Origin of the sequence: Dactylosporangium sucinum, assembly GCF_014647515.1 — a bacterium.
In the GTDB taxonomy this organism is placed as follows: Bacteria; Actinomycetota; Actinomycetes; order Mycobacteriales; family Micromonosporaceae; genus Dactylosporangium; species Dactylosporangium sucinum.
Window position 1 is genome coordinate 25,854 of sequence record NZ_BMPI01000019.1, and the last position, 21,508, is coordinate 47,361.

The 21,508-nt window shown below is 70.4% G+C and carries 19 protein-coding genes; 8 read left to right on the top strand and 11 right to left on the bottom strand.

What is annotated here, in order from left to right:
* Positions 1 to 18: 18 nt before the first annotated feature.
* Together IEZ31_RS20490 and IEZ31_RS20495 are read right to left on the bottom strand one after the other, a co-directional pair.
* Positions 19 to 438 carry a hypothetical protein gene (locus IEZ31_RS20490; RefSeq protein ID WP_190251521.1) on the bottom strand — a complete coding sequence of 140 codons (420 nt, stop codon included), beginning with the start codon at positions 436 to 438 and terminating at the stop codon, positions 19 to 21.
* A gap of 5 nt (positions 439 to 443) precedes the next feature.
* Complete coding sequence (locus IEZ31_RS20495) at positions 444 to 914, bottom strand: hypothetical protein (protein WP_190251522.1); 471 nt, start codon at positions 912 to 914, stop codon at positions 444 to 446.
* Positions 915 to 962: 48 nt separating this feature from the next.
* On the opposite strand from IEZ31_RS20495, the gene IEZ31_RS20500 reads away from it, so the two are divergent.
* Entirely contained in the window at positions 963 to 3,560 is a 2,598-nt protein-coding gene (locus IEZ31_RS20500) for an ATP-binding protein (protein WP_190251523.1), read from the top strand.
* A 23-nt stretch (positions 3,561 to 3,583) separates the two neighbouring features.
* On the opposite strand, the gene IEZ31_RS20505 is transcribed toward IEZ31_RS20500, so the two are convergent.
* The 8 genes from IEZ31_RS20505 to IEZ31_RS20540 all read right to left on the bottom strand — a co-directional run bounded on the left by IEZ31_RS20505 (position 3,584) and on the right by IEZ31_RS20540 (position 13,750).
* A complete protein-coding gene (locus IEZ31_RS20505; protein ID WP_190251524.1) occupies positions 3,584 to 4,453 on the bottom strand; it encodes an SDR family NAD(P)-dependent oxidoreductase in 870 nt (289 codons plus the stop codon).
* A gap of 45 nt (positions 4,454 to 4,498) precedes the next feature.
* Entirely contained in the window at positions 4,499 to 5,494 is a 996-nt protein-coding gene (locus tag IEZ31_RS20510) for an ABC transporter substrate-binding protein (RefSeq protein WP_190251525.1), read from the bottom strand.
* A gap of 122 nt (positions 5,495 to 5,616) precedes the next feature.
* Positions 5,617 to 6,483 carry an SDR family NAD(P)-dependent oxidoreductase gene (locus IEZ31_RS20515; protein ID WP_190251526.1) on the bottom strand — a complete coding sequence of 289 codons (867 nt, stop codon included), beginning with the start codon at positions 6,481 to 6,483 and terminating at the stop codon, positions 5,617 to 5,619.
* Between the two features lie 29 nt (positions 6,484 to 6,512).
* Positions 6,513 to 7,316: an ABC transporter ATP-binding protein gene (locus tag IEZ31_RS20520; RefSeq protein WP_229835616.1), complete on the bottom strand. Its 804-nt coding sequence runs from the start codon at positions 7,314 to 7,316 to the stop codon at positions 6,513 to 6,515.
* A gap of 31 nt (positions 7,317 to 7,347) precedes the next feature.
* Positions 7,348 to 8,121, bottom strand: coding sequence for an ABC transporter permease (locus IEZ31_RS20525; RefSeq protein WP_190251527.1), 774 nt, complete (start codon positions 8,119 to 8,121; stop codon positions 7,348 to 7,350).
* Positions 8,118 to 8,849 (bottom strand): ABC transporter permease, encoded by a 732-nt coding sequence (locus tag IEZ31_RS20530; protein WP_190251528.1) that lies wholly within the window; start codon positions 8,847 to 8,849, stop codon positions 8,118 to 8,120. Before IEZ31_RS20530 ends, IEZ31_RS20525 begins: the two co-directional genes overlap by 4 nt.
* Before the next feature lie 312 nt (positions 8,850 to 9,161).
* Entirely contained in the window at positions 9,162 to 10,127 is a 966-nt protein-coding gene (locus tag IEZ31_RS20535) for a zinc-binding dehydrogenase (RefSeq protein WP_229835618.1), read from the bottom strand.
* Positions 10,128 to 10,135: 8 nt separating this feature from the next.
* The gene (locus IEZ31_RS20540; protein WP_229835626.1) at positions 10,136 to 13,750 is read right to left on the bottom strand and encodes an indolepyruvate ferredoxin oxidoreductase family protein; all 3,615 of its coding nucleotides are present in this window, start codon (positions 13,748 to 13,750) and stop codon (positions 10,136 to 10,138) included.
* 41 nt (positions 13,751 to 13,791) lie between these two features.
* Here IEZ31_RS20540 and IEZ31_RS20545 point away from each other — a divergent pair, with 41 nt between their 5' ends.
* The 7 genes from IEZ31_RS20545 (at position 13,792) to IEZ31_RS20575 (ending at position 20,731) form a co-directional block, all read left to right on the top strand.
* On the top strand, positions 13,792 to 14,580 hold the full coding sequence (locus IEZ31_RS20545) for an IclR family transcriptional regulator (RefSeq protein ID WP_190251530.1): 789 nt from the start codon (positions 13,792 to 13,794) through the stop codon (positions 14,578 to 14,580).
* 158 nt (positions 14,581 to 14,738) lie between these two features.
* Entirely contained in the window at positions 14,739 to 15,641 is a 903-nt protein-coding gene (locus IEZ31_RS20550) for a 3-keto-5-aminohexanoate cleavage protein (protein ID WP_190251531.1), read from the top strand.
* Entirely contained in the window at positions 15,638 to 16,669 is a 1,032-nt protein-coding gene (locus tag IEZ31_RS20555) for a dihydroxyacetone kinase subunit DhaK (RefSeq protein WP_190251532.1), read from the top strand. Before IEZ31_RS20550 ends, IEZ31_RS20555 begins: the two co-directional genes overlap by 4 nt.
* Before the next feature lie 11 nt (positions 16,670 to 16,680).
* Complete coding sequence (gene dhaL / locus IEZ31_RS20560; protein WP_190251533.1) at positions 16,681 to 17,310, top strand: dihydroxyacetone kinase subunit DhaL; 630 nt, start codon at positions 16,681 to 16,683, stop codon at positions 17,308 to 17,310.
* The gene (locus IEZ31_RS20565) at positions 17,307 to 18,194 is read left to right on the top strand and encodes a beta-keto acid cleavage family enzyme (protein WP_190251534.1); all 888 of its coding nucleotides are present in this window, start codon (positions 17,307 to 17,309) and stop codon (positions 18,192 to 18,194) included. Before dhaL ends, IEZ31_RS20565 begins: the two co-directional genes overlap by 4 nt.
* Positions 18,195 to 18,203: 9 nt before the next feature.
* A complete protein-coding gene (locus tag IEZ31_RS20570; protein WP_190251535.1) occupies positions 18,204 to 19,946 on the top strand; it encodes an IlvD/Edd family dehydratase in 1,743 nt (580 codons plus the stop codon).
* Positions 19,947 to 19,981: 35 nt separating this feature from the next.
* The gene (locus IEZ31_RS20575; protein WP_190251536.1) at positions 19,982 to 20,731 is read left to right on the top strand and encodes an SDR family oxidoreductase; all 750 of its coding nucleotides are present in this window, start codon (positions 19,982 to 19,984) and stop codon (positions 20,729 to 20,731) included.
* 6 nt (positions 20,732 to 20,737) lie between these two features.
* Here IEZ31_RS20575 and IEZ31_RS20580 read toward each other — a convergent pair whose 3' ends face one another.
* The gene (locus tag IEZ31_RS20580; protein WP_190251537.1) at positions 20,738 to 21,496 is read right to left on the bottom strand and encodes an IclR family transcriptional regulator; all 759 of its coding nucleotides are present in this window, start codon (positions 21,494 to 21,496) and stop codon (positions 20,738 to 20,740) included.
* Positions 21,497 to 21,508 lie beyond the last annotated feature (12 nt).

A 21,508-nucleotide genomic window follows, 5' to 3' on the forward strand; every position in this document is an offset into this window, starting at 1 on the left:
GATGAGGGCGCACATCGGTCACCTTCGTGCGCCCGTCCCCGGCGCACTGCGCAGATAGCCGAGAATCGCGTCCTGGAGGCGGTCGCCCTCGGCAAAGCCGGCGGCAGCGGCGGTCCGGTTCACGTGTGAGACAACGCCGTTGTCCCACATGTCCGCGGCGTTGCTGATCTCGGCCGACTCGTGACTGACGGCCACGCCGATGATCCCGTACTCGTCGAGCAGGGCGATCCCGGTGATTCCGGACGCCTCCTTGCCGATCCCCGCGTCGTTCAGGGCGACGCCGAGGCACCCGTGCCTGAGCCCGGCCCGGCCGGCGGCCGGGCCTCCGTTGGAGCCGGCGACGACGAAGTGGCCACGATCGTCGCCGCTGACGTACGACATGCTGTCCATCAGGACGACCTGCACTTCACCGTGCTCGTGCACGACGTTTCGCAGCACCGGACTCACCGCCCCTCTCCCGGCAGACCGGACTCGGAGCGCCCGCCGAGGTACCGCCTGACTTGATCCTGGATGGCCCAACCCACCGCGAAACCGGCCGCCTTCGCCGTCTCGTTGACGAAGCTGACGACGCCGTTGGACCAGACGTCGTTCCCGTCGCCCAGCCGGGCGGTCAGGTGCCCGACCGCGACTCCGGCAATGCCGTCCCGATCGAGGTCGCACAGCCCGGCCACGCCCGCGTTGTTCTTGCCGAAGCCGGCGTCGTTGCAGATCACACAGGCCACCCGGGCCTGGCGGGCGTACTCACCGGCGCTCATCCCGCCGTGCGATCCGGTGATGATGACCTGGCCGGCATCCTCGGCCGAGGCGAGGGAGATGGTATCCATGACGATCACCCGGCAGCCGTCCTGCGTGAACGCCACGATCTTGGCGCTGTCCGTGACGGCGGAATCGGTCGCACTTGACCGATCTGTCATTGTTGCCTCCGCATTCAGTCCCAGCCCGCCGGCCGCCGCACCGCGGGGATGGCGGCCGGCGCGGCCCTGAGCGCACAGGCCGCGCTCCGGTCGGCCGCTTCGGTGGTCGTGCCGGTGCGCATCAAGCTAGCCAACGGGCGTCTTGGTGCCATCCGGGCACTGACGGATTCGCCACCACCGGCGCCGGCCTACGTACCTCGCGTGCCCGTAAGTAGTGCTGGTCCTCGTCCACCGGGGAGGCCCATTGACTCGGTGGGGATCACGGACCTAGCTTGGGTCTGTCGCGGGTTTGCGGAATGCTTGCGGGCCTTGGGAGCAGCAGTGACGGCGGTGGAAGGAGTCGGGGTCGCGAGCGCCTTACCCGTGGAGACGACCACCTTCATCGGCCGGGGCCCGGAGGAGGATGCGATCTGCGCCCTCCTCGGCTCGAGCAGGTTGGTCACGCTGACCGGCGTCGGTGGTGTCGGGAAGACGCGGCTCGCGCTCCGCGTGTCGAAACGGCTGCAGCCGCGGTTCCCCGATGGGGTGTTCCTCGTCGATCTGTCCACCGTGCGCGAGTCCGACCTGGTCGCGCCGACCCTCGCCATGACGCTCGGCATCGGCGACGAGTCGGCTCAGACTCCGCTGGCCAGGCTGATCTCCCACGTCGACAGCCGGCACATGCTGCTCGTCCTCGACAACTGCGAGCACGTGCTGGAATCCTGCCTGCGCCTGGTGGATGCCCTGCTGCGCGCCTCCGCCGGGCTGCACGTGCTCGCGACGAGCCGGCAATCGCTCGGCGTGGCCGGCGAGCAGAGCTTCGTGGTGACTCCGCTGAGCTTCCCCGGTCCTGACGGCGAGGTGAGCGCGGAAGACTGCGCGGAGTACGACGCGATTCGCTTGTTCGTCGAGCGTGCGGCGGCCTCGGTCGCCGGCTTCCGGCTCACCACAGCCAACGCCCGCCAGGCGGCGGCACTCTGTGCGCAACTCGACGGCCTGCCGCTGGCGATCGAGCTGGCCGCCGTTCGTATGCGGGCGTTGTCCGTCGACCAGATCCTGGCCCGCCTGGACGAGCGCTACCGGCTCCTGACGGGCGGCAACCGCGCCGCTCACCCTCGCCAGCACACGCTTCGCGCGCTCGTCGACTGGAGCTTCGAGCTCTGTTCGCCGGAAGAACGGCTGCTCTGGGCCCGGCTCGGCGTCTTCGTCGGAAGCTTCGACCTCGATGCGGCCGAGCATGTGTGCGCGGACCCGGCCCTTCCCCGCGGGACGATCCTCGATCTCGTGACTGCCCTCGTGGACAAGTCGATCATCACGCGCGAGGAGCACGGTGCCGGTTCGATCCGCTATCGCCTCCTTGAGACGATCAGAGAGTACGGCCTGCTGCAGCCGACCGGCTGGCCGGACGGGGCGGACGCGCGACGGCGGCACCGCGACTATTACCTGTTGCTCGCGGAGCGCGGCGAGACGGAGTGGCTCAGTTCGCGAGAGGCGCAGTGGAACGACCATGCTCGGCGCGAGCAGCCGAACTTTCGCGCCGCGCTGGAGTTCTGTCTCGCCGTCCCGGGTGAGGCGGAGGCCGGGCTGGCGATGGCCGGCGCACTGTGGCTGCACTGGCGGACGGTGGGACTGCTGACCGAGGGCCGCCGCTGGTTCGACCGGCTGCTCGCCGTGGCCGACCAGCCGACGCCGACCCGAGCCAAAGCGCTGTGGGCCAACGCGTGGCTGGCCACGTTGCAGGGTGACCAGGAGTCCGCGGAACCACTGCTCGCCGAGTGCGAGGAGTTGGCGCGCCTGCTCGATGACGAAGCGGTGCTGGACCAGGCCCGGGAGATCCACGGGCTCGCCTCGCTCTTCCGCGGTGACAACGCCGATGCCGTGCGGTTGCTGGAGGGCGCTCTGGCCGGGCACCGGCGCCGGGCCGACCACGTGGCCCGGCTCATCACCCTGCACCGGCTCGCGCAGGCGGCCCTGGCCGCCGGGGACACCGAACGGGCGCGCGACCTGGCGACGCAGTGCATCTCGCTCAGCGGGCCGGAGGCATCGTGGATCGCCAGGCAGGCCAAGTGGATCCTCGGCATCGCCCGGTGGCGGCTCGGTGACGTCGCCGCCGCGGTGGAGCTGGAGCGGGAGGTCGTGCAGGGCAGCTGGGCGCACCAGGATCGGGTGGGCATGGCCGTGGGCACGCAGGTGCTCGCGTGGATCGCCGGCGCGTCGGGCCACGCCGTCCGCGCGGCTCGGCTGCTCGGCGCCACCGACCGGATCTGCCGGGAGGTCGGCGCCCTCTTCACCGCGCGGGCCCACCTCGTCGGCTTCCAGACCGAGTGCGAGGAGCGGGTGCGAGCCGCCCTTCCCCCGGGCCGGTTCGCGGCGAGTTTCGCGGCCGGTGTGGCGCTCTCCGACGCCGACGTCATCGCCGAGGTCATGGACGAGACCTCACCGGCGCGGACCCGGGCCGTCAGCGACGTCACGCTGACGCCGCGGGAGCAGCAGATCGCCGAGCTCGTCGCCGAGGGGCTGACCAATCCGGAGATCGCGAAGGTCCTGCTCATCTCGGCCCGCACCGCGGAGACCCACGTGCAGCACATCCTGGCCAAGATCGGAGGGCGCTCCCGAGCCCAGATCGCCGTCTGGGTCGTCGAGCACGGGCTGCGGGCCGGAGCCTGACCGTCCGCTCCGGCCCGTGACGCTCAATGTTCGCCCGGGTAGACGGGTATCGGCACTGGGTAGCCGAGCCCGCCCGATACCGTGACGAGCTGCCCGGTGACGTACGAACTCGCCGGCGAGAGCAGGAAGCCGACGACGTCCGCCACGTCCTCGGCCGATCCGACCCGGCCCAGGGGAATCGCGGCACTCTGCTCCGCCAGCAGCATCCTGCGTTGCTCGGCGAGGCTCACGCCCGCCCGCTCGGCCTTCGCCGCCTCGTCAGGGTCGATCCGATGCGTCGCGATGATGGCCGGGCAGACCGCGTTGACCCGAATTCCGGCCGGGGCCAGGTCGAGCGCCATGACCTGCGTGAGCATGTTCAGCGCGGCCTTCGAGGCGCAGTACGCGGTCCGGCCGCGCAACGGATGGATGCCTGCCAGCGAGGAGATGTGGACGATCGAGCCGGGCCTGCCCCGGGCCATCATCGACCGGGCCACCGCCTTGGCACACGACAGGGCACCACGCACGTTGATGTCGAACGTCGTCGCCCAGACGTCGTCGTCCATGTCCAACGACGAGCGGGCCGGCTCGATCGGTGCCCGGGTGGTGTTCACCATGCCCGCGATCTCGCCCTGCTCCTCCGCCGCCGCGACCAGCGCCCGCACCTGGTCCGTCCTCGTCACATCGCAGGTGACCGCCAGTGCCCGGCGACCCAGGAGCTCGATCTCCCGGACCACGCCGGCGAGGCCCGTCCATCCGGCCTCCGTCTCCACATCCGGGATCATGGCCGGCGGCCGCTCGATGTCGGCGACCACCACGTCCGCACCGTCCCGAGCCGCGCGGACCGCGACGGCATGGCCGATGCTGCCCATCGCCGCGGCCCCGACGACGATCACCACCTGATCGCTACGCACGCCGCGCCTTCCTTCCTCGCGTTCCTTCTCAGCGGCATCGACGGCCTACTCGGGCAGCGGGAACTGCGTCATGTACGGGCTCAGGTCCGGCGCGGACGGCACCACGCCGTACTCGTGCATGATGGTCACGATCTGCTGCACCTTCACCATGTCGACCTCGCTGGTCCAGTTCGGCAGGATCATCGCCTTGGCCACCGCTTCGTCGACCTTCGCGAATCCAGGCATGAACGCCCGCACCTTGTCCGGGTTGCTCTTCGCGTACTCCAGCGATTCCTTCAGGGCGAGTTGGAACGCGCGCACCGCCTTCGGATTCTGTTGCAGGAACCGTTCCGAGGTCATCCACAGCGACAGCGGCAGGTCCGGCATGACGGCGGCGTCGAGGGCGGAGAGGAAGTTCACCTTTGCCTTCTGCTTGGCCGCGGTGAGGAACGGCTCTCCGGCGCCGATCGCGTCGACTCGCTTCGCGGCCAGCGCCGCGAACTGGTCCGGGAACGGGATCGGGACCAGCTCCACCGAAGCGGGATCGACTCCGGCCGCCTTGAGCGCGGCCTTGATCTGCACCTCGGTGAGCGAGGCCAGCGAGTTCACCGCGACCTTCTTGCCGGCGAGCTGGCTCACCGAGGTCACCCCGCCGTCCGCGAGCGAGATGAGCTGGATGTAGTCGTCGGCCTCGCCCCGACCGGCCGTGTCGCCGGCACCGATAATCTTCAGGGGCAGCTTCTTGTCCGCCAGGGCGGCGAAGCTCGGAAACGACCAGTTCGAGAACTGCAGCTGGTCGGCGAGCACCGCGGGCGGCATGGTGGACGCGGTACTGATGATCTTGATCTCCACGTCCAGCCCGTACTTCTTGAAGATCCCCTGCTCGACACCGAGCGGCACCACGGAGAACGGCGCCGTGGGCTGGACCCCGACGGCCACCTTCGTCAGCTGACCGTCCGACGCCCTGGGTCCGGAATCCTCGCCGCACCCGGTCGAGAACAGCGCGACGCCGGCGGCAAGCAGACCGGCGACGGCCGCGCGCCGGGACATGTTCGTTCTCATCAACGATTTCCTTCCCTTGAATGAACACAGATGGCGCGGCTGCCGGAACGACGAGCGCAGCCTGCCGCGCCGGATCCGCTCCGCACCGAAGCACGATCCGGTCTTGCTCGACACCGTTGGTTCTACTGCGGATGAACGGTTGCGGCGCGGCCCGCGTCGAGGGGGCGAGCGGGCGACCAGGTCTGGGCCGACTGGCCGCCGTCGACCACCAACGCGTGGCCGTTGACGAAGTTCGACTCGTCGCCGGCCAGGAACAGTGCCGCGTGGGCGACGTCCCACCCGGTGCCCATCTGTCCGGTCGGGGACTGCTCGTCGCGGACGGCGATCATCCGATCCACGTCGCCACCGCCGTACGCCTCCTGCATCGGGGCCACAATGAAGGGAGTGTTCATGAGGCCGGGAAGCACGCAGTTGCAGCGAATCCCGGCGCGGGCGAACTCGAGCGCGACAGATCTGGTGAAGGGTTCGATCGCACCCTTCGACGTGGCATAGGCCAGCATCGGCACGCCGGTCCAGCGCCGGCCCGCCACGGCGCCCACGTTGATGATCGAACGTATCCGGCCGTCCCGGCGGTACGCCTCGATCATGTGCGGAACGATCGTCCGGCAGGTCAGGAACATGCTGGTGACGTTGACCCGCAGGGCCCGCTCCCAGTCGGGCTCGGCGGTATCGAGCAGGCCGCTCACGAAGCCGACGCCGACGTTGTTGTGCAGCACGTCGATGCCGCCGAACCGGCGGAGGCACGCAACCGTCATGGCCTCCACGTCGGAGGTCGACGACACGTCCGCCGTGAACGGGACGCAGACCCCACCCTCCCCGGCGATGATGCGCTGCGTCTCCGCCACGGCACGCTCGTCCCGGTCCACCGCGAAGACCCGCGCGCCCTCCCGTGCGAACAGCACCGCCGCGGCCTTGCCGTTTCCCCATCCAGGGCCTACGCTCCCCGCGCCGGTGATCAGGACGACCTTGTCCTGGAGCCGGTTGCCCATTGTCGTTCCCTTCGGCTCAGCGTCCGGCGCTAGCGCACCGTGACCGTCGCGGTGCTGGACGGCGCGGCGCGGCCTCCGGTGATCGCCATGTAGATCTCGGTACGCAGCCGGGCGAACTCGGGCAGCTCCTTGGTGGTGACCTGGTTGCGGGGGCTCGGCAAGCCGACGGACAGCACCTGCTGCACCGTCGACGGAGGCCGGCTCAACACGACGACGGTGTCCGACATGTACACCGATTCGTCGATGTCGTGCGTGACCAGGACCGTGGTCATGCGGAATCGACCGCGCACCTGGAGGACCAGGTCCTCGAGCTCGGCCCTCGTCTGCGCGTCGACCGAGGCGAACGGCTCGTCCATCAGCAGCACCTTCGGCTGGTATGCCAGTGCGCGTGCGATGGCCACCCGCTGCTGCATCCCGCCCGACAACTGCCAGGGGTAGTGGTCGGCGAACCGGGACAGTCCCACGGCGTCGATGGCCTCACTCGCGGCACGCCCCTTGTCGGCCACGTCGCGCCGGTGCCGCAGCGGCAGCATCACGTTCTTGCGCACCGTCAGCCACGGGAACAACGACCGGGCATAGTCCTGAAACACCACCGCGAGCTCGGGCGGCGGGGCGACGACCGGCGCTCCGCGGAGCCGGGTGACCCCGCTCGTCGACGTGGCGAGACCGGCGATGCACCGGAGCAGCGTGGTCTTGCCGCAGCCGGAGGGCCCCACCACCGAGACGAACTCGTCCTCGTCCACGCTGAAGTGGATCCGCTCGATCGCCTTGACCGGCCCCCGGGCGCCGTCGAAGGTCTTGGAAACGTCGACCTCAAGCATCTTCGGGCTCACGCGATGTCCCCTCTATGGATGGATCCTGCGCTTATTCAGTGCGTCCGGTCATGTTGATGTGCCACCGGCACACGCGCCGCTCGACGACCTGCAGGAGGGCGTTGAGCCCGTAGCCGAACAGGCCGAGGAGCATGATCCCGGCCCACATGTCCGGTATGGAGAAGCTGAGTTGCGACCGCCAGACGAAGTAGCCGATGCCGTTGCTGGCCGCGACCATCTCGCTCGTCACCAGCAGGAGCACCGCCAGCGAGAGGCTGATGCGCATCCCGGCGAAGATCCGCGGGGTGATCGCCGGCAGCAGCACCAGGCGCAGTCGGTCGAGGCCGTGAATCCGGTAGGCCCGTGCCGTCGAGAGCATCGTCGCGTCCAGTTCGACGATCCCGTCGGCGACGTGCAGCACGATCGGCCAGCAGCAGACGAAGGCGATGATGAAGACCTTCTGCGCGGTACCGATGCCGAACAGCACCAGCGACAGCGGCAGCAGCGAGACGGCGGGCAGCGACCGCAGGAAGCTGATGACCGGCTGGGTCAGCAGTCGCACCGTCCGCGAAGCGCCGACCGCGACCCCGAGCGCGACGCCCAGCAGCGTGGCCGCGCCGAAGCCGAGGGCTAGGCGGACGAGGCTCGGCACGACGTCGCTGCCGACCCGGTCGAACAGCCAGGCGTTGCGGAAGGCCTCCAGCATCTGCGGTACCGAGGTCCATGCGAAGCCCCGATCGCCGTCCAGGTAGATCCAGGCCGCGGCGAGCAGCGCCGTGGTGACGCCGACCTCCAGTGCGACGTAGCCGAGCTTCCGCTTCGTCATGGCGTCACCTCTCGCCGCTGGGACTGGTGCCATCGCAGGAACCGCCGTTCGAGCCGGCTGAACGCGAGGTGAATGGCCACGCCGATCAGGCCGGAGGTCAGAATGAGCGCGTACATCGGAGCCACCGCCCCGGCTGTCTGTGCCCGGGCGATGTCGTAACCGATCCCATTCACCCCGATCACGAGCTCCGCGCCGACCGCGATGATCAAAGCCGTTGCGGAGGCGACGCGAAGTCCGGTCGCGACGTACGGCAGCGCGCTCGGCAGCACGACCCACAGCGTCCGCTCGATCCGGGTCAACCGGAAGGATCGCGCTGTGTCACGGGCTCCCTCGTCGACATTGCGAGCGCCGTACATGGTCGTCACGATCAGTGACCACACGCTGCCGAAGACGATCAGGAAGACCACGCTGGTGGGGCGCAGTCCCCAGAGCAGGATCGCGAGTGGCACGAGGGCCATGCCCGGGACCGGCCGCAGGAACTCGACGGTCGGGCGAAACGCGCGCCACACGGGCTCGAGCGAACCCATCAGGAGTCCGATCGGCACCGCGATCGCCGTCGTCAGGCCCATCCCGATCGCCCACTGCGCCAGCGTCGCGGCAATCGCGTCCCAGAACGCCGGCTGCGTGAGCTGTCGCACCAGTTCACGCAGCACGGTGGTGGCCGGCGGCACCTCGGTCGCGGGGACGAGCCCCACCCGGGCGACGACCTCCCAGAGCAGCAGCGCCAACGCCACACCCAGGCAACCCAACGACAGGGACGACCGCGGTGCGGTGGACCGCGGTCGCGCCGACGACGCCACGTTCGCCGGCAGGGACTCGCCGGCGAGCGCTGCCGGGCTGGTGTCGATTCCGCTCTCCCGCATCTCTTCACACCTCCTTCCTTGCCGAACAGCTCCATGACCTGCTCAGGGCCTCATCAAGCTATCGGCCCGGCCGACCGTGGCACCATCCGGAAACCAACGGATACGTGAACTGGTTCACGTAGTAGACCCTCGTACGTAACATTGCCGAAACAGCGTGTCGCGGCCCGGACGGGCTGGTCACCCGGCCTTGGGCGCGGTTGCGGAGGTGCCGTCGCCGATGGTCAGCACGACCTTGCCCGTGATCTCGCGGTCGTGATAGCGGCGCGCCAGCTCCGGCAGTTCCTGCCAGGGCGCCTCGGCTTCGATCGGCACCCTGAGGCGACCGCCCCGGACGAGTTCGAGCAGCCGGGCGAGCCCTGGGCCGGCTGATCGGTCCGGCAGGTCGGTGCCGAGAAAGAAGCCGTAGAGCGTCACGCCGCCGCCCTGGTAGAAGTCGCGTGCCGTGAAGGTCGTGGGGCTCTCGGACGCGTTGCCGTAGAGCACGCAGACGCCGTCCGGCGCCAGGCTGGCCAGCGACCGGGCCAGTGAGTCGCCGCCCACGCACTCCAGGATGACGTCGAAGCGCCTCGACAACGGCTCGGCGGCGAGCACCACCTCGTCCACGCCCGAACCGTGCAGCGCCGACGCCTGCTCGATGCGGCGAACCGACGCCACGACGGAGGCGCCCGCGGCCGCGGCGAGCTGACAGGCGAACTGGCCGACCCCGCCGGACGCGCCGGTCACCAGAACGTGGCGGCCGAGCAGGGAGTCCCGCTTCTCCAGGCAGAGCAGCGCCGTGAGCCCGGCGACGGGCAGGCAGCTCGCTTGGGCGAGCGAGACGCCCTCGGGCACGGGCGCCAGGTTGGCGGTGCGAACGGCGACGTGCTCGGCCCAGCCGCCGCCCGCGACCCCGGCAAACCCGACCACACGGGTACCGGCGGCCGGTCCGGAGCCGTCGGCGGCCGCGACCTCGACCACACCGGCCAGGTCCCAGCCCGGGTGCCAGCGTTCGGCCGGCTTGAGCGCCCGCCTGACCTCCCCGGCGTTGAGCGAGAAGGCGCGCACGGCGACCAGGGCCTCGTCCGCGGCGGGCGACGGTGCCGGGACCTCACCGATCGCCAGCCCACCGGATATGTCGGGTGCGGAAATCACCGCACGTGTCATCGGCATGATCATCCAATCGTGTGGTCGGAGGCCGGCGGCGGGCCGGCCGTGCTGAACTGTGCTCGCAGCGCGCTCAGGCGCTGGGCGTAGTGCCCCACGCTGACGAGCTTGACGTGCTCGTAGCCCCGGATCTGGTCGGGCAACCCGGCGATCTGCACGGCGATGTCGTGATTGTCCGGGTGCAAGGAATCCAGCGTCTCCTCGATGACCGACATGTACTCGGCGACGAGCCGGCGCTCGGTTCGCCGTACTTCGGTGAGCCCGAAGAGATCCCACCGGGTGCCGCGCACCCGACGGCCGGCCCGCAACGCCGCGAGCAGGGGCGTGGCCCACCGGCCGAACGAGACCTTGCGGCCGAGTCCCAGCGCCCGCAACACGGGTGGATGCAGCCGCCAGGCGAACCGCGCGCCGCTGCCGAACTGCTCCGCGACTTGAGCACGGAACTCGGGATCCAGGCAGAGCCGGGCAACCTCGTACTCGTCCTTGTAGGCCATGAGCTTGTACAGGTACGTCGCGGTGCCCTCGGTGAGCTCGGAACGGCCCGGGACCCGCGAACTCTCCGCCCGCCAGACCGCCTCGACGGCGGCGAGGTACCGCTGGGCGTACGCGGCACTCTGGTAACCGACAAGATCGCCGGCCCGGTTCGTTGCCAACTCGACGACGGCTGCGGGCGCGCTCGTGCGCAGGCCGGGCGCGAACCTCGCGACCAGCGCCGCGACGTCGGGCAGCGTCGCCCGTGGTGCCGCGCCCCCCGGAGGGACCGGGTTCCCCAGGACCGACCGGCGGCCCAGCTCGAACGCCCGCAGGTTCACCTCGACCGATGCCCCGTTGAGGGTGATCGCGTGGCGGAACGCCGCGAGCGGCAGTGGCAGCGCTCCCAGCTGGTACGCCGCGCCGAGCAGGATCACGTTGGCGTACTGGTCGTCGCCGAAGGCGTCGACGGCTACCGCGCGCGCGTCGAAGAACGCGCCCGGCGACGCACGGGTCGTGGCGGCGACGACCGACGTCAGGTCGGCGATCCCGGGAAAGGCGGCCCCGGTGTCGACGACCATCCTTCCGGTCGGGACCTGCGCGGTGGACACGACCGCCACGGTGCGGTGCCGGTCGGCGACGTCGAGGTGCTTGTCCTGGGCCGCGACCAGAATGTCGCATCCGACGTACACGTCGCACTCCCCCGCGGCGAGCTTGTTGGCCCGCTCGCTCGGTGCCCGCGACAGCTTGATGTCGGAAACAACGGCGCCGCCCTTCTGCGAGAGGCCGGTCTGGTCGAGGGAGCGCACAAACAGGCCGTGGTGATGCGCCGCGGCGGCCAGGATCTGGGCCACGGTCACCACACCGGTGCCTCCGATCCCCGTGATCCGCACGGTGAAGTCGTCGGCGTCCACGCACGGCACGGGGTCCGGCAGCTGATCCGGCTCGGGCGGCGGCACCGGCCGGCCAGGTGTTCCGGCCGGCTTCGGCTTGCCGGGCCGGACGGTCACGAACGACGGACAGTCGCCGTCGAGGCAGGAGTAGTCCGTGTTGCACGATGCCTGATGAATCCGCGTCTTGCGGCCGTACTCGGTCGCCACCGGCTGCACCGACAGGCAGTTCGACTTGGTCCCGCAGTCGCCGCAGCCCTCACAGACCCGTTCGTTGATGAGCACCCGAACCTCGGGCACGGCCGGACGTCGTCGCTTGCGTTCGCGACGTTTCTCCGCCGCGCACTGCTGGTCGTGGATGAGTACCGTGACGCCCGGAACATCGGCCAGTACCCGCTGAGCCTCCTCCAGCCGGTCTCGATGCCACACCTGGGCACCACGGGCGAGCCGGACGCCGCGGTAGCGCGCCGGCTCCTCCGTCGTCACGATGATCCGGGCGACGCCCTCCGCCGCGAGCAGTTCGGTCAGCTGGGGCACGGTGCGCACGCCCACCGCGGCCTGACCGCCGGTCATCGCCACCGCCGAGTTGTACAGCAGCTTGAAGGTGATGTTCGCGTCGGCGGCCACGGCTGCCCGCACGGCGAGGCTGCCCGAGTGGTGGAACGTGCCGTCCCCGATGTTCTGCACCAGGTGCCGGGTCGCCAGGAAGGGCTCCATGCCGAGCCACTGGGTCCCCTCACCGCCCATCTGGGTCACCCCGACCACGTCGCCGACCTGCTCGGGCTCCATGAACAGCACCATGCTGTGGCAACCGATGCCCCCACCGACGAGCGAGCCCTCGGGAACCTGGGTGGATCGATTGTGTGGACAGCCGGAGCAGAAGTACGGGGTGCGTGAGAGCAGGGGCAGCGGGCGGGGGACGTTCACCTGCCGGCGCGGGGCCCGGCTGGACAGCCATGCCCGAGCCTCGGGAACGTCGCCGGCCCGGGCCAAGCGGGTCGCCAGCGCGGTCGCGATGGCGTCGACGTCCAGTTCCCCATCGTTCGCGAGCAGCGGTGACCCCGCATCGTCGCGCTTGCCGAGGATCCTCGGCGCTGCGGTCCGGCCGTACAGCTCCGCCTTGACCGCGGTCTCCAGGAACGGCCGTTTCTCCTCCACGACGAGGATCTCGTCGAGTCCCTCCGCGAACGCTTCGATGATCCGCGGCTCGAGCGGGAAGATCATGCCGAGTTTGAGCACGCGGATCCCGTATCGGGTCTGGGCCTCCTCGTCGAGGCCGAGCAACCGCAGCGCCTGGCACACGTCAAGGTATGCCTTGCCCGCCGTGAGAATGCCGAACCGGTCTCGCCGGCCACCGGAGCGCATCGGATTGAGGGCGTTCAGCGCGGCGTACTCGCGCGCTATCTCCAGGCGGACGTTGAACGCGGTCGACTCGGCGACCACGGGCACCGGCGGCAGCAGGCGGGCCGTCACCGCATGCCGATACGGCCGACCATCATGCCGGACCTCCGGCAGGACCGGCTGGACCCGGCCCGGGCCCACGCGCACCATGCCGCCGCCGTCGACGACGTTGGTCGGGAGCTTCATGGCCGTCCACAGGCCGCTCGCGCGAGACATGGCGATGGCGTGCAGGCCCAGATCGACGATCTCCTGCACGTCCGCGGGATACACCGTCGGCATGCACAGGTCGGCGAGCGCGGGCTCGGATGCACTCGGCACGGTCGACGACTTGGCGATCGGGTCGTCGCCGACCAGGGCGAGGGCGCCCCCCGCGGGGTGGGTGCCCATCAGGTTGGCGTGGCGGAGCGCATCGGTGGCGCGATCGAGTCCGGGCGCCTTCCCGTACCAGACCCCGAAGATGCCCTCGACGCGAACGTCCGGCCGGGTCGCGGCGAGCTGGGTCCCCTGCACGGCGGTCGCGGCGAGTTCCTCGTTGAGGCCGGGCCGATGGATCACGTCGTGCTCATCGAGCAGGGCCGACCGGCGGGCGAGCTCAAGGTCGTATCCGGCCAGTGGTGACCCTTCATAGCCCGAGACGAAGCCCGCTGTGCGCAGGCCGCGGGCGCGGTCCAGCCTTCGTTGGTCGAGCAGCATGCGCACCAGCGCCTGGATCCCCGTCAGGTAGACCGTGCCGTCGTCACAGACGTAGCGGTCCAGCATCGACGGCACTGCAAGATTGGTTGACAACGGGCCCTCCTGGAATTGCGTTGTTCCGCATTGCGTAACAAGGATTCGTTGAGGTGACGCGGACGGTAGCAACACCGCCAAAGTTGGTCAACGACGGCGGGCTAGTCTGTTCCGCTATGAGGAACGAAGAGCGTCAGCTGGGTTCGGTGAGCAACGCGCTGCGACTGCTGGAGGCGATGGCACCCAAGTCGCTGTGCGGCGTGTCGGAGTTGTCCCGCACGCTACAGATCTCCAAGACGTCGATCGACCGTCTCCTGACGACGCTCGTGGCGGCCGGATTTGCCGAACAGGATCCGAACACCCGCAAGTACCGGCTGACGAAGAAGATCGTGAGTCTGGCCGATCGGGTCCGATCGCGCACGAGCATGGTGGAGCTCGCGCGACCTCACCTGGCCGCGCTCGCCGCACAGGTCGGCGAAGCGGCGAACCTCGGGGTGTTCGTGGACGGGCACCTGGTGTACCTCGACACGATCGCCTCGACGCACACCTTCCAGATCGAGGCACGCGCCGGCAGCCGGCTGCCGGCCCACTGCACCGCGGGCGGCAAGGCGATCCTGGCGTACAGTCGCCCCGACCTCGTCAACACCTACCTTGCCGAGTTCGTGCCGGTCGCGCACACGAGATTCACCCTGTGCCGGCCGGCGCTGCTCCGCCAGGAACTGACCCGGATCCGGCGGCAGGGCTTCGCCCTCGACCAGGGCGAGTTCCTCGAGGAGGCGTGGTGCGCGGCCGCGCCCGTGCTGGGCGAGGACGGCCATGCGGTCGCGGCGGTCTCCGTCACCGCACCCAAGTCCCGCTTCACGGTGAAGCGGGACGAACTCGTCTCCCACGTCACCGCGACGGCCAACCGCATCGCCGCGGTCATCTCGCCCGCTGCGGATGTGGCCGCGCCACCGGGAGCCTGAGAGCTCGGCCTCCGGCGCGGGAACTGCCCGGCCGTGCCGTCCCGTTCATCGGAACTCCCCCGTTGTGTCGTGACCGAGCACGGACGAGCATTCGGCCACTGACAGATTCGCCGCGCCTGGGACGGCCGACGTCCCCGCGGCGGCGAGCGGAGGCCGACATGAACAAGCTCATCATCGGGGTCCACCCGAACGAGGGCGCGATCCGGGAACCCAACCCGCACGTCCCCTACACGCCCGAGGAGATCGCCGCCGACGTCGCCGCCGCCCACGCGGCGGGTGCCTCGCTGGCGCATTTCCACGCCCGCACGCCCGATGGCGGGGCCGACTTCTCGGCCGGGACCTACGGCGCCATCATGCGCGCCATTCACGAGCGGTGCGACATCCTGCTCGCGCCGCCGCTGGCGAACGCCCCCGGTTTCACGCTCGAACAGCGGCTGGCCAACGTGGCCGACAACGCCCACGACCCGACCACCCGCGCGGACTTCCTGGTGGTCGAGATGGGCGCCGCCATGATGGACCTGTGGGACCCGCAGGCGCGCCGATTCCAGACCGGCGACCGGGTCTTCCTCAACGACACCGGGACCCAGCGAACGCTGCTCGCCCAGGCGCGTGCGCTCGGCATGCCACCGTGGATGGTGACGTTCAACGTCAGCTGGACCCGCGCGATCGCCGCGCACTTCGCCGCCGGCGAGGTCGACGAGCCCGCCGTGGTGCACATGGTGCTCGGCGGCCCTGAGTTCCTGGCCGCACACCCGGCCACGATCGAGGGCCTGCGGGCGCATCTGGAGTTCCTCCCGGCCGGATACGAGTACCAGTGGTTCGTGTCCGCCTACCGGGGCGACATCTTCGCCGTCGCCGAAGAGGTGATCACCCGCGGTGGTCATCTCTGCGTCGGGGTCGGCGACTATCACCATCCGGACCTTGGCCTGCCCGACAACGCCGAACTGGTCGCGCGGGTGGCCGAGCTCGCACGCCGGCTCGGCCGGGAGGTGGCCACGCCGGCGGAGGCGCGCGGCCTGCTGGACCCGCGTCGGGTGCCGGTCACCGGAGAGCCGAGATGAGCATCCGGTCGCTCGCCGACGACGGCGCGACGCTGGTCGCCTCCGGGCTGACCAGCCTTCAGCGCGCCCACCCGGACCTCGTGGCCATCAGCGAGGAGCCCGCCTACGTCATCCGCGCCGGCGCCACCCCGGCGAAGGTGGCGCTGGTGTCCGGTGGCGGATCGGGGCACGAACCGTTGCACACCGGGTTCGTCGGCATGGGCATGCTCGACGCGGCCGTTCCCGGAGCGGTCTTCGCCAGTCCCACGGCGTTCGACATCAGTACCGCGATCCGAGCCGCACACCGCGACCGCGGCGCGCTCCTGATCGTGAAGAACTACACCGGCGACGTGCTCAACTTCTCCATCGCGGCCGAACTCGCGGCCGAGGACGGCATCGCGACCGAGACGGTGTTGGTCGACGACGACGTGGCGACGGACCTGCAGCGCGTCGACGGCGCCGGACCGTCGCAGCCGGACAGCCACCGGCCGGGCCGCAGGGGCACCGCCGCCGTGATCGCGGTCGAGAAGATCTGTGGCGCAGCGGCCGAGGCGGGCGCCGGTCTGGCCGAGGTCGCCGCGCTGGGACGCGACGTGGTCCACTCGTCGGGCACGATGGCGTTGGCGTTCCGGGCCTGCACCCACCCGGGCGACGACCGGCCGGCGTTCGACCTGGGCGATGACGAGATCGAGTTCGGCGTCGGCATTCACGGCGAGCGCGGCGTGGAGGTACGCCCCCGGGCGCAGGCCGGCGAACTGATCGCCGCGCTGACCGCGCCGGTCCAGGAAGGGCTCGGTCTCGGCCGGGGCGATGCGGTGATCGCGATCGTGAACGGACTCGGCGCGATGACGGGACTCGAACTGTCGCTGGCGCACCACGAGCTCGACGGTTACCTCGGTGCCCGGGGCGTCACGATCGCGCGCACGCTCGTCGGGAACTACGTGACGTCCCTGGACATGCGGGGCTTGTCCATCACCCTGGTCCGCGCCACCGACCGGTTCGTCGAACTGTGGGACGCCCCCGTCCGGACGCCCGCCCTGACCTGGTAGGGGACGGTTCAATGCAGGCATTGCGACTCGACGACGCCCGCTCCTGGGTCGCCAGGTTCATCGAACGCATCGAGGAACGGCACCAGGAACTGACCGACCTGGACCGCCGGGCCGGCGACGGCGACTACGGCACCAATGTACGTTCGGCGCTGCGGCGAGCGCAGCGCACGCTCGAAAATGCCCATCCGGATACCGTCGCGGAGGTCTTCGCCGCGGTCTCCGACGGCTTCCTGCGCACCGGCGGGACGAGCGGGCCCCTGTTCGGCATGTGGTTCCGCGAGTTCGCCAGGGCCGCTCCGGACGGGCTCACCGCCGCGCGGCTCGCGCTCGCCGCGGGGAACGCCCTCGCCGCGGTGCAGCGGCTGGGCCACGCGGAACCGGGCCACAAGACGATGGTCGATGCGATGGCGCCGGCGGCTGCGGCGCTGGCGGCAGCCGCCGCGGACGACGAGGACGTCCTGCGGGCGCTCGCCCGCGCTGCGTCAGCCGCTCGTGCCGGAGCGGAGTCGACGGCGCAACTCACCGCAAGGCGTGGCCGCGCGAGTTACGTCGGCGACCACGCGGTGGGTGTCATCGATCCGGGCGCGCTCACGGTTGCCGTGTTCTTCGAGTCGGCGCTCTCTCCGGCGAGCGCGGCATGAGCACGAGGAAGGTCATCGTCACGATCGCGCCGACGGGCGGCTTCGTCACGCCGGACCTGCAACCGTACGTGCCGACCCAGCCCGACCAGATCGCCGACGAGGTGCACCGCTGCGTCGATGCCGGAGCCAGCGTCGCCGCACTGCATGCGCGGCGGCCGGACCACGCCGCGACCTGTGACCCGGACATCTACCGACGCATCAACGACCTTGTCCGGGCCCGATGCGACGTGGTGATCAACAACTCGACCGGCGGCGGCGTCGGTGGCGACATGGTGCGCCATGGCGAGGACGGCGCCGACGTCCTCGACTGGACCGAGCGGTTGCGCGGTCTGGACGGCGGGGCCGAGATATGCACGTTCGACGCGGTGACGACATATGCCAGCACACCGCACGGCGAGGTGCTCATGGACACCCGGCCGTCGCGGGTGCTCCAGCTCGCGGCGTTGATGCGGGAGAAGGGGATCAAGCCCGAGTGGGAGGTCTTCAACCCCTCGCACATCGTCAGGGAGCTGGCGCAGCTCACGGCGGCGGGATTCGACAGCGCACCCTACGTCGTCAACCTCGTGCTCGGCATGCACGCGACGTTCCAGAACGCGATGCCGTACACGCCGCGGGTGCTCCAGCAGACAGTGGACCTGTTGCCGGCCGGATCCGTGTTCACGGCGACCGTCTGCGGGCCGGACCAGATGCCCGGGCTCACCCACGCGCTGCTGCTCGGCGGTCACGTCCGAGTCGGCCTGGAGGACACGCCGTACGACCGTGCCGGCGCGCCGGAGCGCAACGTCGCTCAAGTGGAGCGGATCGTACGAATCATCGAGGAACTCGGCATGGAGCCGGCCACGCCGGCGGAGGCTCGGCAGATACTTGGCTTGATCTCACGTTGAGGAGATTGCATGTCCGCTCGCAGCGCTGACGGCGCGGCGCCGCTACGGTCCCGGGACTGGTTCGCCGGCGCCGGTGTCCAGGGCTTTCTGCATCGCTCCTGGATGAAGAACCAGGGCCTGCCGGATCGCGTCTTCGACGGCAGGCCCGTCATCGGCATCTGCAACACGTACTCGGAACTCACGCCGTGCAACGGTCACTTCCGTGACCTGGCCGAACACGTGCGGCGCGGGGTGCTCGAGGCCGGCGGCCTGCCACTGGAGTTCCCGGTCATGTCGCTCGGCGAGTCGCTGATGCGCCCGACCTCCATGCTCTTTCGCAATCTCGCCAGCATGGACGTGGAGGAAACGATCCGGGCCAATCCCCTCGACGGCGTCGTGCTGCTGTGCGGGTGCGACAAGACCACTCCGGCGTTGCTGATGGGCGCGGCGAGCTGCGACATCCCGGCCATCGTCGTGTCCGGCGGCCCGATGCTGACCGGCCGGTACCAGGGCCGGCCGGTGGGATCGGGCACCACGGTCTTCGCGATGAGCGCCGAGGTGCGGGCGGGCCGGATGACCGAGGCGGAGTTCCGCTCCGTCGAGGCGTGCATGTCCCGTTCGCCCGGGCACTGCAACACCATGGGCACCGCCTCCACCATGGCGAGCGTGGTCGAGGCCCTGGGTCTGGGACTGCCGGGCAACGCCGACATCCCGGCCGTCGACTCCCGTCGCCGGGTGCTCGCCCGCGACGCCGGCGCACGAGCGGTCGAGCTCGTGCGGGACAATGTGACCCTCTCCGCCGTTCTCTCCCGGAGCGCCTTCGACAACGCCATCCGGGTCAACGCGGCGATCGGCGGCTCGACCAACGCGGTGATCCACCTGCTCGCCCTGGCCGGCCGGATCGGCGTCGAACTGACCCTGGACGACTTCGACACGGTCGCCAGGGACGTTCCTCTGCTCGTCGACCTGATGCCGTCGGGCCGGTTTCTCATGGAGGACTTCTTCGCGGCCGGAGGTCTGCAGGCCGTCATCCGGGAGCTGGGCGACCTGCTGGCCACCGACGCCATGACCGTGTCGGGGCGCACGATCGGCGAGGTCGCCGCCCTCGCCGAGGTGTGGGACCGCGAAGTGATCAGGACCCGGCAGGATCCCGTCGCCCGCAATGCGTCCATCGCCGTGCTGCGCGGCAATCTGGCGCCGGACGGTGCGGTGATCAAACCGTCCGCCGCGAGCCCGCAGCTGCTGCGCCATCGCGGCCGCGCGGTCACGTTCAACGGCGCCGACGACCTCCGCGCGCGCATCGACGACCCGGCCCTGGGCATCGACGAGGACACGGTCATCGTGCTGGCCGGTGCCGGTCCCCGGGGATATCCGGGGATGCCGGAGATCGGCAACCTGCCGCTGCCGCGCGAGCTGCTGCGTCGCGGCGTGCGGGATCTGGTGCGCATCTCGGACGCGCGCATGAGCGGTACGGCCTACGGCACCGTCGTGCTGCACGTCGCGCCCGAGGCCGCGGTGGGCGGACCACTGGCACTGGTGCGGGACGGTGACATGATCGAGCTCGACGTGGAGCGCCGGCTGCTGCACCTCGACGTGCCGGAGGAGGAACTGCGGGCACGCGCGCAGCGGTGGCGCCCACCCCGGGGCCTGCCGGAGAGCGGCTATGGCAGGCTCTACGTCGACCACGTGCGCCAGGCCGACACCGGCGCGGATTTCGACTTCCTCGTCGGGCGGCGCGGCCTCACCGTGCGTGGCGACAACCACTGGGAGTAGACCGGTGTCCGCGGACGCAGTGGATGGAGGCAGCCGTGTCGGCTGGTGACGTCGCCGTGGTGACCGGCGCGGGTTCGGGCATCGGGCGAGTGGTCGGCGCGGCCCTGCTCGACGCCGGCTGGCGGGTCGCGCTCGCCGGCCGGCGCGTCGAACCGTTGCGTGAGACGGCGGCCGGGGCCTCGTCGGGCGAGGCCCTGGTGGTGCCCACCGATGTGACCGACGCGGCATCGGTCGCGGCCCTGTTCGGCACGGTGACCGAACGGTGGGGGCGCGTGGACCTGCTCTTCAACAACGCCGGCACGTTCGGGCCGCCGGGAGCCGTCGACGAGATCTCGGTGGACGACTGGCGCCGCGTCGTCGACACGAACCTCACCGGCGCGTTCCTGTGCGCCCACCACGCGTATGCGGTGATGAAGGGCCAGCGACCGCAGGGGGGACGGATCATCAACAACGGATCCGTGTCCGCGCACGCTCCTCGTCCGGGCAGCGTGGCCTACACGGCGACGAAGCACGCCATCACCGGCCTGACGAAGTCGATATCCCTTGATGGGCGTTCGTCGCGGATCGCGTGCGGGCAGATCGACATCGGCAACGCCGCCACCCAGATGACCGCCGGTTTCGCCGGCGGTGCCCGCCAGGGCGACGGCACGATGGCGACCGAACCAACCTTCGACGCGGCACACGTCTGCGACGCCGTGCTCTTCATGGCCGGGCTTCCACTCGACGCGAACGTCCTCTTTCTCACCATCACAGCGACCGCGATGCCGTTCGTGGGCCGCGGGTGAGTCGGCCTACCCGCGCAGCATCTCCCGCGAGATCGCCAGGGCACCCGTGCGCACCGCCGCGTCGACTCGCGAAAGATTGATCCGACCGACGAAGCCCGACATCGCGATCGCACCGAGCGCGCCACCGGCGCCGTCCAGGATCGGCGCGGCCACGCCGACCACGCCGTGGATGGACTCCTGCCGGTCGTAGGCCACGCCGGCGCACCGTATCCGGGTGAGCTCTGCGGTGAGGACGGAGGGATCGCTGATCGTGCGTTCGGTCAGCCGCCGCAGCGGCCCGCCACCGACCGTCGAGGCGACATCGGTGTCGGAGAACGCGAGGATCGCCTTGCCGGAGCAGCTCGCGTGCGCGGGCCACCGTCCGCCGAGGCGCTGCGGGAAGCGCCGGGCGTGGTTACTCCGGAAGAGGTCGACGTAGACGACCTCGGCACCCTCGAGCACCGCCAGCGCGACATTGTGTCCGGTGGCGTCGTGCAGGTTCAGCATGTGCGGCCGGGCCGCGTCACGCAGACTCCGGGTGCGAGGCACGAGCTGACCGAGCTCGAACAGCAGCAGGCCCGGCGTGTAGCCCAAGGTCGAGCGCTCGACCAGCCCGACCCGGGTCATTTCGTTGAGCAGCCGGTGCACCGTCGACTTCGGCAGGTCACAACGCCTCGCAAGGGATGCGACGCCGAGCGCCGAGCCGCTGGTCCGGAGCTCCTTGAGCAGTGCCGCTGCCCGGCCGATCGAGCTGATCTCTCCGTCGTTTCGATGAACGGGACACATCGTCGGCTCCTA

Bases quoted from the DNA above. Each gene is read 5' to 3' on its own strand.
- IEZ31_RS20535 (WP_229835618.1), bottom strand. From the start codon at position 10,127: ATGACACGTGCGGTGATTTCCGCACCCGACATATCCGGTGGGCTGGCG.
- IEZ31_RS20565 (WP_190251534.1), top strand. From the start codon at position 17,307: ATGAGCACGAGGAAGGTCATCGTCACGATCGCGCCGACGGGCGGCTTC.
- IEZ31_RS20510 (WP_190251525.1), bottom strand. From the start codon at position 5,494: ATGAGAACGAACATGTCCCGGCGCGCGGCCGTCGCCGGTCTGCTTGCC.
- IEZ31_RS20580 (WP_190251537.1), bottom strand. From the start codon at position 21,496: ATGTGTCCCGTTCATCGAAACGACGGAGAGATCAGCTCGATCGGCCGG.
- IEZ31_RS20500 (WP_190251523.1), top strand. From the start codon at position 963: ATGGCGGCCGGCGCGGCCCTGAGCGCACAGGCCGCGCTCCGGTCGGCC.
- IEZ31_RS20525 (WP_190251527.1), bottom strand. From the start codon at position 8,121: ATGACGAAGCGGAAGCTCGGCTACGTCGCACTGGAGGTCGGCGTCACC.
- IEZ31_RS20545 (WP_190251530.1), top strand. From the start codon at position 13,792: ATGAGGAACGAAGAGCGTCAGCTGGGTTCGGTGAGCAACGCGCTGCGA.
- IEZ31_RS20495 (WP_190251522.1), bottom strand. From the start codon at position 914: ATGACAGATCGGTCAAGTGCGACCGATTCCGCCGTCACGGACAGCGCC.
- IEZ31_RS20515 (WP_190251526.1), bottom strand. From the start codon at position 6,483: ATGGGCAACCGGCTCCAGGACAAGGTCGTCCTGATCACCGGCGCGGGG.
- IEZ31_RS20555 (WP_190251532.1), top strand. From the start codon at position 15,638: ATGAGCATCCGGTCGCTCGCCGACGACGGCGCGACGCTGGTCGCCTCC.
- IEZ31_RS20550 (WP_190251531.1), top strand. From the start codon at position 14,739: ATGAACAAGCTCATCATCGGGGTCCACCCGAACGAGGGCGCGATCCGG.
- IEZ31_RS20570 (WP_190251535.1), top strand. From the start codon at position 18,204: ATGTCCGCTCGCAGCGCTGACGGCGCGGCGCCGCTACGGTCCCGGGAC.
- dhaL (WP_190251533.1), top strand. From the start codon at position 16,681: ATGCAGGCATTGCGACTCGACGACGCCCGCTCCTGGGTCGCCAGGTTC.